The sequence below is a fragment of the Paenibacillus sp. JT22N7 genome (assembly GCF_059383875.1).
The window spans coordinates 150,061-160,756 of sequence record NZ_JBXENY010000012.1; the positions used below are offsets into that span (position 1 = coordinate 150,061).

The following is a 10,696-nucleotide window of genomic DNA, read 5'->3' on the forward strand; positions in this document are numbered from 1 at the left end:
AATCATCATAATTCTTAATTTATACAGCTAAAACAGGGTGAATTACCCCCATTTTACTCGGATTTAGCTGTATTTTGCTTCCGAAACGATGAATTGGTAAAAATTAGGTCATCATGTGTGCATTGCCCGATTGCACTTAATATGTTAGTTTGAATATTAATGATGGACTAAAGTGTGTAAACGCAGATTACAAGGTGAAACGGCCGAAAGCCGTCCTTTGGCGGTGCGGCGCGTTTCAGTCCGAGAAATATAGAGAAAGGATGAGAAAATCATATCCTTTCCTATATTTTAAAAACAGTATGATTTCATGTTTATGAGAGGTGGATTTTGTTGCAACTTCAGGTGACGAACAGTCCTTTTAATCAGGAGCAGGTTGAGCTTCTTAACCGCCTTCTGCCAACTTTGACGGAATCGCAGCATATATGGTTATGCGGATATTTGTCCGCAGTTCAGAGCACAGCAGCTTTTGCCCCTATTAGTGCAGAGCCGCAATTAAGCGCGGCGCTTGCTGTAGCAGAGGAAGCGCTGTCAGCACCCGCTCAGTCGGCAGGCTCGCGCGAGGTGACGATTTTATTCGGATCGCAGACGGGCAACAGCCAGCGTCTGTCTGGCAAGCTTGCAAGCAAGCTGGAGGCAAACGGCTTTCAGGTGACCTTGTCCGCCATGAACAAATTCAAGCCTAATGGCTTGAAGAAGGTTGAAAATTTATTGATTATTGCAAGTACCCATGGAGAAGGCGAACCGCCGGATAATGCAATATCGTTCCATGAGTTCCTATATAGCAAAAGAGCGCCGCAGCTGGATGAATTGTATTTCTCCGTTCTGTCGCTCGGCGATACGTCTTATGAATTCTTTTGCCAGACTGGTAAAGATTTCGACGTTCGTCTTGAAGAACTGGGCGGCAAGCGCCTGACGCCGCGTGTGGACTGCGATCTCGATTATGATGAGCTAGCAGCAGAGTGGTTCAATCAGGTTGCCGCTGCGTTAAGCGAGCGTGTGAATGGCTCGGCAGCTGCTCAGCCAGCAGCTGTATCCACAACCGCCTCGATTGGCATGGCTGAATCCGAATATTCGCGTACTAATCCGTTTCAAGCGGAAGTGCTCGCGAACATTAACTTGAATGGACGCGGTTCAGATCGCGAGACGCGCCATCTGGAGCTTTCGCTTGACGGATCAAGCTTGCAATATGAGCCCGGCGATTGCCTCGGTCTTTTCCCAGAAAATCATCCGAAGCTTGTCGATGAGCTCATTCAGGCATTAGGCTGGAGTGCGGACGAGAAGGTTCCATTTAATAAAAAAGGCGAAGAAGGCTCGCTGCGCGAAGCACTTCTGAAGCATTATGAAATTACAGTATTGACGAAGCCGCTGCTGGAGCAGGCTGCGAAGCTTTCGGCAAACAGCGGGCTGCAGGAGCTTGCAGCGCCAGGCAAAGAGAAAGAGCTGAAGGAATATATCAACGGCCGCGATTTGCTTGATCTGGTGCAGGATTTTGCGCCTTGGAACTTTACGCCTGCTGCATTCGTCGGTATTTTGCGCAAGCTGCCAGCACGTCTTTATTCCATTGCCAGCAGCTTCCAGGCTAATCCGGACGAGGTGCATTTGACGATTCGCGCTGTGCGTTACGAGGCAAATGGCCGTGAGCGTTACGGCGTATGCTCGATTCATACGGCAGAGCGTTTGGAGCCAGGTGATACGGTGCCGATCTATATTCAAAACAACCCGAATTTCAAGCTGCCGGCAAGCGCCGAAACGCCGATTGTTATGATCGGTCCAGGCACAGGCGTAGCCCCTTTCCGGGCATTCATGGAGGAGCGCGAGGAAACGGGGGCGGAAGGGAAATCATGGTTGTTTTACGGTGACCGCCATTTCGTAACGGACTTCCTCTATCAAACGGATTGGCAGCGCATGCTGAAGGACGGCGTTCTGACGAAGCTGGACCTCGCGTTCTCGCGCGATTCAGAAGAAAAAGTTTACGTGCAGCACCGCATTTTGGAGCAAGCAGCGGAGCTGTATGAGTGGCTGCAAGCCGGTGCCCATGTTTATGTATGCGGCGACGAGAAGCATATGGCACATGATGTGCATTCCGCGCTTATCACGGTTATTGAACAGGAAGGCGGCATCAGCCGTGAGAAGGCGGAAGCTTATCTCGCCGATATGCAGCAGCAGCAGCGCTACCAGCGCGACGTGTACTAAACGGACCAAAGCGAGTGCGAGAGGAGAAAGCAGCAATGGCAAATGATCAAATCGTAAAGCCGATCGGCGGCCCGCCGAGCGACGTTGAAATTATCAAAATTGAGAGCAATTACTTGCGGGGAGCGCTCGTAGAGAATTTGCGCAATCCAATTACGGGCAGTCTGCCAGAAGACGAAAACCGGTTGATGAAATTCCACGGCAGCTACATGCAGGACGACCGGGATTTGCGTAATGAACGTGAGAAGCAAAAGCTTGAGGCTGCCTATCAGTTCATGCTTCGTGTAGTTGCGCCCGGCGGCGTAGCCACACCAGAGCAATGGCTGGCTATGGATGAATTGGCGCACAAGTACGGCAATGGGACGCTGCGTCTGACGACGCGCCAGGCTTTCCAAATGCACGGCGTGCTGAAATGGAATTTGAAAAAGACGATCCGTACGATCAACGACAAGCTGTTGACGACGCTTGCTGCTTGCGGCGACGTTAACCGCAACGTGATGAGCAATCCGAATCCGCATCTGTCCGAAGCACATGAGCAGGTGAATGAGTGGGCGAGACGCATCAATAATCATCTAGCGCCGCGCACGCCTGCGTATCATGAAATTTGGCTGGATGGCGAGAAGGTAGAAAGCTCGGAAGCTGCTGGCGAAGTGGAACCGATTTATGGACCGGTTTACTTGCCGCGTAAATTCAAAATCGGGATGGCGGTTCCGCCGTCCAATGATGTAGATGTTTATTCCCAGGATCTTGGCTATATTGCGATTTTGGAAAATGGCAAGCTTGTCGGCTTTAACGTAACCGTCGGTGGCGGTATGGGCATGACGCATGGTGATACGGCGACTTACCCGCAGCTTGGCCGCGTCATTGGCTTCTGTACGCCTGAGCAAACGATTGACATTGCCGAGAAGACCGTTATGATTCAACGCGATTATGGCAATCGCTCCGTTCGTAAAAATGCCCGTTTCAAATACACGATTGACCGCCACGGTCTGGACTGGTTTGTTGACGAGCTGCATAAAAGAATGGGCTGGAAGCTGGAAGCGCCGCGCGAATTCCACTTCGACAGCAATGGCGACCGTTACGGCTGGATTAAAGGCACCAACGGCAAATGGAATCTGACGCTTTACATTCAAAGCGGACGGATTCAAGATGATGGCGACTATAAGCTGATGACGGGCCTCCGTGAAATTGCGAAGATCCATACGGGAGACTTCCGCCTTTCGCCGAACCAGAATCTTGTTATTGCCAATATTACGACGCAGAAAAAACGCAAAATCCTGGAGCTGATCGAGCAATACAAGCTGACGGATGGCTTGCATTATTCGGCTTTGCGCCGCAGCTCGATTTCCTGCGTAGCGCTGCCGACCTGTGGTCTTGCCATGGCGGAAGCGGAACGGTACTTGCCGACTTTGATCGACAAGCTCGATGTCGTTATGGATGAAGCGGGTCTTCGCGACGAGTCCATCGTTATTCGGATGACGGGCTGCCCGAATGGCTGCGGACGTCCTGCGCTTGGGGAAATTTCATTTATTGGAAAATCGCCGGGCAAATACAATATGTACATGGGAGCAAGCTTCAACGGCGACCGTTTGAATAAGATGTACAAAGAAAACATTGATGAAACGGAAATCATCAGCACGCTGACGCCTATTATTAACCGCTTCGCGAAAGAGCGCGAGCAGGGCGAGCATTTCGGCGATTTCGTCATTCGCAATGGCTATGTGAAGGCGACGACGTCAGGGCTCAATTTCCACGATTAAAGGCGCTTGCTTTTTCTCAAAACGATAAACAGGAATATAAGGTCTGGGGCATTTGCTCCAGGCCTTATTTCGCTTATTGCCTAATGAGCGGCTGGATGTTTATAATAATTGAGTCGAAGTAGAGATAGAGAGTGAAATTGAACGAATGCCAAGAGAGGAGCACATCATAGCGATGATGCCAGAGAAAAAAGTAACGTGGCTGGAGCTGTTTTATGATTTATTGTTTGTCGCGGCCGTTTCCAAGGCTACTCATGTGCTGCTTCATGTGGAGCATAGCAGCATTACTTGGGAGCATTTGTCCAAATTCATCTTGATTTTTGTGCCGATTTGGTGGGCATGGGTTGGACAGACGATGTACAACAATCGTTTTGGCCAGGATACGCTGAAGCACCGATTATTTATCGTGGTGCAAATGTTTTTCGTCCTTATTATGACAGCAAGCTTGAATGTTGATTTTGACGCGTATTATGTGCCCTTTTTTATTGGATATATAGGGCTTCGGATTATAACGACCGTGCAATATTTGCTGACGGCGCGTTCAGAGGTGCTGCATAAACTGCAAACCGCACGATTTTTCGGTACCTATTTTTGGCTGGGGATAGCAATATCGTCGTGTTCCTTGTTTTTTGACTCGTGGCTGCGTTACGCCATTTTGTATGCGGGCATTATTTTGGACATCATCGTTCCGTTAATTGGCCGCAAGCATCTCGTTGTCACGCCGATCCATACCCCGCATTTACTGGAGCGTTTTTCGCTGTTTACGCTGATTTTGCTGGGGGAATCGGTTGTTAGCCTGCTTTCGATTTTGGATGCCGGAGATATGAGTTTTACTTCTATTGCTTTCGTTGCACTCTCTTTTATTCTCGTCATTGCGATTTGGTGGCAATATTTCGAGAACATGGAGAAAAATGTGGATAAAACGAAGCGAACGGCAGGGCAGACGATTATTTACGGCCACTTGTTTATCTATTTATCGCTTTGCATGATCGCTGCTTCGATTCAGCTGGTATTTTTGAACAAACTGGAATATGGTTTTATGCTCGGATTTGTTTTTGGCTCTGTGTTCATTTATTTTCTGTCGGTTATGTGCGTGTTATACAGCTACCGCTTTGAGCATTTGCGCCCGACCGTGAAGCATATTTCGCTGCTGTTGCTGCTGCTGCTTGTTTTATTCAGCGTGAACTTGCTCGTTGTAGTGCCGCCGACGGTCGTGCTTCTGGAGCTAGTGCTGTTTTTTATCGTATTTGCCAAAACAACGGCTTAGCGTTCAAAGTATGCTCGTTAAGCTAACAGGCAAGGGTAAGGGTAGTGTGCATAAAAGAGAGCGTTTGGGCGGGCAGCTTGAACCAGCCCGCCCAGACGCCCCCATCCCGAAGGTGATTATGAAGTCATATCCGGACATACCTTGTATTGTTGTGTTTTTTTAAAAGTCGAAGTCGTTTTAAATGTCTGTAAGCATAAGGATTTGCAATGCTCCTAATACCTATACTGCATATCAGTCAACATATCGACATTAATGGGCTAAGGTATATATCTATCATAGAACTCCCAAAATAAATGGATATCAGCGCCAAAAGGTAATTTTCTCACTAGACAAACGCACCGATTCATGTCCTTCTTCTTGAGCTTTGCCGATTGAAAGGATCATGACCGGAACATACCGTTCGTCGTCCAGATCAAATGTGTTAACAACCTTATCACGTTCAAAACCTGCCATAGGATTGGTGTCATACCCATGCGCGCGGGCTACCAGCATAAGTTGCATGGCAAATAAACTTGCATCGATTTTGGCCACCTCAATCTTTACTTCTCGAGGTAGTAGAGGAAACATACTTAATATTTGTGTTACCTGCTTGTCGCGCACCTCCTTCGGCATTTTCCCTTGTTCCACAGCTGCATTATAAATCTCTTCTACATACCGTTCACTCTGAGTATCGCCCAAAATAATTAGCATAGCGGCTGATGTATCATTTTGTTGCGTATTGAATTGTACAAGTGGCCGAAGCTTGTTTTTCCCTTCAGGGGTATGAACTACGATAACACGCCATGGTTGTATATTTGCAGAAGAAGGCGCTAAACTTGCTTCATTAATGATATCATGCAATTCTTCCTTTGAAATCTTGACCTGCTCATCATAATGGCGTACGGAACGCCGGCCAGTAATAATGTTGACAAAATCGTTATTTTGGATATGTTCCAGCATGTAATCTCTCCTTTTGATGTGACCAGTTTTTTTGACATAAGTGATGTCACTGGTTATCATGTTTTTATTATGAACTATGAACCTTGGTTTATAGCAAATATAAATTATTCTAGTGTTCAGAAGGGAATAGGCTATGAAAGCGAGTGAAGTGTCCAAGTTGACAGGGCTGCCAGTATCCACCTTGCGATTCTATGAACGCAAACAGTTGATTCCGGAGCAGTTTGTATCAAGAGATGAAAATAATTATCGCGTATATCATGAGGGTGTGATTGGTTTTCTGGAGGATGTGAAAACTTTGCTCACCGTAAGTTTTACTATTCAGGAATTAATCCTGCTCATAAACGAAAACGAAAATTTCTATATAGAAAAGAAAGTATTGGTGATGGAAAAAATTCAACAGATCCAGGAGCTAGAAGCAAAATTGCAAACATCAAAAACATTTTTAGCTGATGTGTTAGAGGGCAAGGCAAATTTTCAGACCCCATGCAGATCTATGGATACAACTGTGTAAACCCTTTTGAAGCCATCGTTTAGCCTGCAAATCGACTTACTACTAATCATTCAATTGAAACATATGAGTTCTGTAATTCATCACTGAGCTAACAGATACCATAGTTTATTTAATAAAGTAGCGGCAGTCTGATACCTTTATGCAAACGATTCCTGCTGCTGGAACTCAGAAGCAACCGCCTAAGTGCAAAATAGATGATAAACGCTCGTCTTATCCACCTTTTGGTAGATATATGTATGCCTAATTGCTCATATTCAAACATATTATTGTTGCTTAAGGGTGATTAATTCCAATTCCAATCCATGTTAAAATGGTAGAATTACGAATAGAAAGGTGAGAAATACGATGGGATCTTGGGGAACAGCAGCGCTGGAAAGCGATGAAGGTCTTGATGTTCTTGATGCTTTAGGCAAATATGCAGTGGACCGCCAGTCTATTAAATTGAAAGAGCTTCTAGCTCATTATAGAGAGCTCGGATTCCTTGCGGAAGATCCGGAAGAGGTGGATTTCCTTTACGATAATACAGCGATTGCTCTAGCAGAAATTGTGTGCGTCTATATCGAAAACGGTAGGACGCAGTACGAAGAACTGAGTGGTTTGGCGGAGATCGTCTGGAATAAGGAAGATCTGCTTGAGCTAAAGCAATTGGTTCAGCAGGTGTTGGATAATAAGGGCGGGGAACGCGAGCTGTATGAACTGTGGGATGGAGATCCGGATTGGATCAACCATTTGGAAAAAGTGGTTCGCATTTTAGCGGAGCGGCTTTAAATAGTAAAAAATAAACACTGGCTGCAGCCGCTTTAAGCGGTTGCAGCCTATTTGCCAATCATCATAAGCTTATATTTCTTGAAAATCCAAGAGTTAACCAAGTCAGTCATTGCATGTTTGCTTATGCGCGCAGGTGGTTTTTGCTCTTGCGAAACATCTGCTGTTGCTGCATGTACCGAAAAACGAAGCGGTTTTGTCATTTTTTTAATATCTTTTGTGATTTCATTAAAAAAAGCATATGCTAACGGCTGATGCTCCCGAATATCCTCATAAAAATAATAATTTCCTTGCTCATCCGCCATATTAATTTGAAAGCCTTTAGGAAAGGAAAGCATGATGCAAGGCAGCTCATCCTCCGACCATTGTCCGTAGTAGGGAAATGAGATACCTTCATTTCTCGCAAAAAAACCGGTGCTTTCATGATCAGACTTAACAGAAATGGAATAAACAAAGAAGGGGTGATAATCCATTCTTTGTTCCTCTGCCGTAAAATATTTATAAAAAGCTTCATAAGCGGCATACACCAGATCGTAATCATGCTTCGTTTGGGCATAATCGGTACGATGGAACTGCACTTGCTTATGCTCAAAAAGCATCAAAATGCTTTTAAACTCTTCCGGTGTTATGAAAAATTTAAGCTTATAAAAGCCGCTATTTTTTAATTTGTCCATTTCTTTCTTCTCACCGCCCAATATTGACTCCACTTATATTATCACATTTTAACAAATTGAATCTACGATCTACCAATTATTCACCTCCTTTTTTGTAAATTAATATAAAAAATACAAAAGAATATTCCGATACTATAAATAGAAGTGAATAACCGAAATAAATGAATGGAATAGGGGTGCGTTAAGGATGAGGATTTATAGCTCAACCCAGTACGACTTGAATTTATACACCAATTCGAAACAGCAGGCCGATAAACCGGCCTTGGTTACAGGCACGATACCCGGGCTTTCGCATGATACCGATACAGTGGAGATCAGCCCGGCTGCCAGACAGTTGGCGCAATCTGATATTGTGAATCATTCGGCTAAATACTTTGGAACTGTGCAAATCAATGATTTGCTGAACCGCCTTCTCACAGATCAGCCCGCGGAGGTGAGGGAAGCTGTTTATGGCATCATTCAATCCAATATCATTACAGATGTAGCTGGAGAAGAGAAAAGAGCAGCCTTATTAGAATTGGGACTTACCCAAGCTAAGTATATCGCGGACAACTATATGAAGGATGATGAAGCGGCGGAATTTATGAATACGATTCGTCAAATCGGCGCCATCTCCCAAACGAGAACGGTAGACCCTGAAACGAATGAATTCCATTACGAAACCCCGCCGCAAAGGCCTATTGGGGCTCCAGACGATTATATTGATTTGAACTATATGATGAAGAAATTCGAGCCGAATACGCTGGACAAGCTGCAAGATGCAATTGTGAACGGAAAAGACTGGAACAGCATCTTGCAAACCTTCGCTAAGAAAGCATCGACAAATACGGATTGGCTGAAGGCATACAGAGAGGAAGCTGCCAAACCGATCGGGGACATTGCCGGTGAGAACAGATTCGAGAAGGCCTCTACTGCCAGCTTGACTGCGTTCGTCAAAGATATCAAGGACATCACTGCCAATGCCGGTTTTGATAATACGGGGTTTATTAAAGACAATATAGAGGCTTTTATGCGAACGTTGGAAAGCACAAGGTCTTTTCAGCCTTAATCGTATCGAGTAAAAAATACCCGCCTGCCACTGCTTGGACGAATTCTAATCAGGGCATGCGGGTATTTTTCTGACATTTAAAAGAAAGTTTAAGTGAAAGTTTAAGAGCATGAGCGATAAACAGTATCATAAGGGATGACAAAATAAATGGTTGCCCTACTATCCAGTATTTTGCTTCTATCTATAACATAAGCTTAACCAGTACACGTTATAAATTAGCATGGGAAGGAGTTGGTTTCAATAAAGAAACGATTGCATCAACAGCTTGAGGAGATTCTTGTCTCTTCTGTAGATCATAAAAACATATTTGGGACGGTTCTGAGAATGGAATCGGGAAATAAACAGTTGATATGGACCGGAGCGGCTGGCGATATGAATCAAAATAATCAGTTTTTTATCGCGAGCACGACCAAACTTTTTGTAACCGCAACCATGTTAAAGCTAAGAGAGCTGAAAAAAATCCAGTTGACTGACCAAATAAGCCGTTACCTAGACAAGGAGATTCTCTCGGGAATCCATCGCTACCAAGGAACCGAATATTCCTACGACATTACGATTCGACAATTGATGGCCCATACTTCGGGTCTGCCGGATTACTTTGAGCAAGTAAGACAAAACAGTAAGAGTCTAAAGGTTGAACTCCTTGCCGGATACGATACTTCATGGTCGTTCGACAAGGTGATGGAGGACGTGAAGCAAATGAATTCACACTTCCCGCCTGGTAAGAAAGGCAAGGCATTATATTCCGATACCAACTATCAATTGCTTGGCAAGATTATCGAGAACGTAATGAATAATAAATTAGAAGATGTTTTCAAGTTGTTCATTTACGAGCCCTTGGCTTTATCCGAAACCTACATCTATACAAACAACCATGATCAAACTCCTAAGCCTCTTTACTATAAAAAATCTTCCTTGCATGTACCAGAGGCCATGGCCTCCTTCGGACCGGATGGAGGAATTGTCTCCACTGCAGACGAGCTGATGCGCTCTCTGAGGGCTTTTTTTGAAGGTGAATTATTTCCTAAACACGATTTGAGCGAGCTTTATGTTTGGAATAAAATCTTTTTTCCGTTACAGTACGGCATTGGAATCGCGAAATTCAAGCTTCCTAGGTTTTTCTCGCCGCTGCGATCCATTCCAGAGCTAATCGGACATTCCGGTTTATCGGGAGCATTCGCGTATTATTGTCCAGAGAAGGATTTGTATTTGACAGGTACGGTCAATCAGGTTTCCACTCCGAGTTTGTCCTATAGGCTGATGCTTCGGGTATTGGATGCAATGCAAAAATAAACGCTCCTAGAGCGGCAAGTATTTAGAGCTGTCTTTTTGTGCGCCTTTCTGAGTATGGGTTGAATTATAGTAAAAAATTTACAAGGATATTTTTTATATTTTATTCCAAAATTCGATATAATTTGATATAATATTCCTTGCGAATGGGCAAGAGACTTTCATTCCTAGTACCTGCAATACTCTTCCACGAAGAAGGCGGATGTCAGTATTCGCACCCCAATTTCATAACAGCATGGCGCAGTCAGAAAATGC

The 10,696-nt window shown here is 44.9% G+C and carries 9 protein-coding genes; 7 read left to right on the forward strand and 2 right to left on the reverse strand.

Going from position 1 to position 10,696, the window contains the following annotated elements; all coding sequences use genetic code 11:
- Positions 1 to 330 precede the first annotated feature (330 nt).
- From AC50Y5_RS27700 to AC50Y5_RS27710, 3 genes are all read left to right on the forward strand, one after another.
- Positions 331 to 2,193: an assimilatory sulfite reductase (NADPH) flavoprotein subunit gene (locus AC50Y5_RS27700; protein WP_494864601.1), complete on the forward strand. Its 1,863-nt coding sequence runs from the start codon at positions 331 to 333 to the stop codon at positions 2,191 to 2,193.
- Between the two features lie 35 nt (positions 2,194 to 2,228).
- Positions 2,229 to 3,950 (forward strand): assimilatory sulfite reductase (NADPH) hemoprotein subunit, encoded by a 1,722-nt coding sequence (cysI, locus tag AC50Y5_RS27705; protein WP_494864473.1) that lies wholly within the window; start codon positions 2,229 to 2,231, stop codon positions 3,948 to 3,950.
- 175 nt (positions 3,951 to 4,125) lie between these two features.
- On the forward strand, positions 4,126 to 5,214 hold the full coding sequence (locus tag AC50Y5_RS27710; RefSeq protein WP_494864606.1) for a low temperature requirement protein A: 1,089 nt from the start codon (positions 4,126 to 4,128) through the stop codon (positions 5,212 to 5,214).
- A 300-nt stretch (positions 5,215 to 5,514) separates the two neighbouring features.
- Here the strand turns inward: AC50Y5_RS27710 and AC50Y5_RS27715 are convergent, their stop codons facing one another.
- Positions 5,515 to 6,153, reverse strand: a complete 639-nt coding sequence (locus tag AC50Y5_RS27715) for a nitroreductase family protein (RefSeq protein WP_494864475.1) — start codon at positions 6,151 to 6,153, stop codon at positions 5,515 to 5,517.
- Between the two features lie 133 nt (positions 6,154 to 6,286).
- Here AC50Y5_RS27715 and AC50Y5_RS27720 point away from each other — a divergent pair, with 133 nt between their 5' ends.
- Complete coding sequence (locus AC50Y5_RS27720) at positions 6,287 to 6,664, forward strand: MerR family DNA-binding transcriptional regulator (protein ID WP_056028462.1); 378 nt, start codon at positions 6,287 to 6,289, stop codon at positions 6,662 to 6,664.
- A 345-nt stretch (positions 6,665 to 7,009) separates the two neighbouring features.
- On the forward strand, positions 7,010 to 7,432 hold the full coding sequence (locus AC50Y5_RS27725) for a DUF4259 domain-containing protein (protein WP_494864478.1): 423 nt from the start codon (positions 7,010 to 7,012) through the stop codon (positions 7,430 to 7,432).
- 47 nt (positions 7,433 to 7,479) lie between these two features.
- On the opposite strand, the gene AC50Y5_RS27730 is transcribed toward AC50Y5_RS27725, so the two are convergent.
- Positions 7,480 to 8,124 carry a hypothetical protein gene (locus AC50Y5_RS27730; RefSeq protein ID WP_494864483.1) on the reverse strand — a complete coding sequence of 215 codons (645 nt, stop codon included), beginning with the start codon at positions 8,122 to 8,124 and terminating at the stop codon, positions 7,480 to 7,482.
- Positions 8,125 to 8,290: 166 nt separating this feature from the next.
- Here AC50Y5_RS27730 and AC50Y5_RS27735 point away from each other — a divergent pair, with 166 nt between their 5' ends.
- Positions 8,291 to 9,151 (forward strand): hypothetical protein, encoded by an 861-nt coding sequence (locus AC50Y5_RS27735; RefSeq protein ID WP_494864486.1) that lies wholly within the window; start codon positions 8,291 to 8,293, stop codon positions 9,149 to 9,151.
- Positions 9,152 to 9,475: 324 nt separating this feature from the next.
- Positions 9,476 to 10,444 carry a serine hydrolase domain-containing protein gene (locus AC50Y5_RS27740; protein WP_494864488.1) on the forward strand — a complete coding sequence of 323 codons (969 nt, stop codon included), beginning with the start codon at positions 9,476 to 9,478 and terminating at the stop codon, positions 10,442 to 10,444.
- The last annotated feature ends 252 nt before the right edge of the window (positions 10,445 to 10,696 follow it).

What these genes read in the sequence shown, in the direction of transcription:
- AC50Y5_RS27735 (WP_494864486.1), top strand. Translation starts at nt 8,291, where the DNA reads ATGAGGATTTATAGCTCAACCCAGTACGACTTGAATTTATACACCAAT.
- AC50Y5_RS27720 (WP_056028462.1), top strand. Translation starts at nt 6,287, where the DNA reads ATGAAAGCGAGTGAAGTGTCCAAGTTGACAGGGCTGCCAGTATCCACC.
- AC50Y5_RS27740 (WP_494864488.1), top strand. Translation starts at nt 9,476, where the DNA reads ATGGAATCGGGAAATAAACAGTTGATATGGACCGGAGCGGCTGGCGAT.
- cysI (WP_494864473.1), top strand. Translation starts at nt 2,229, where the DNA reads ATGGCAAATGATCAAATCGTAAAGCCGATCGGCGGCCCGCCGAGCGAC.
- AC50Y5_RS27725 (WP_494864478.1), top strand. Translation starts at nt 7,010, where the DNA reads ATGGGATCTTGGGGAACAGCAGCGCTGGAAAGCGATGAAGGTCTTGAT.
- AC50Y5_RS27715 (WP_494864475.1), bottom strand. Translation starts at nt 6,153, where the DNA reads ATGCTGGAACATATCCAAAATAACGATTTTGTCAACATTATTACTGGC.
- AC50Y5_RS27710 (WP_494864606.1), top strand. Translation starts at nt 4,126, where the DNA reads ATGCCAGAGAAAAAAGTAACGTGGCTGGAGCTGTTTTATGATTTATTG.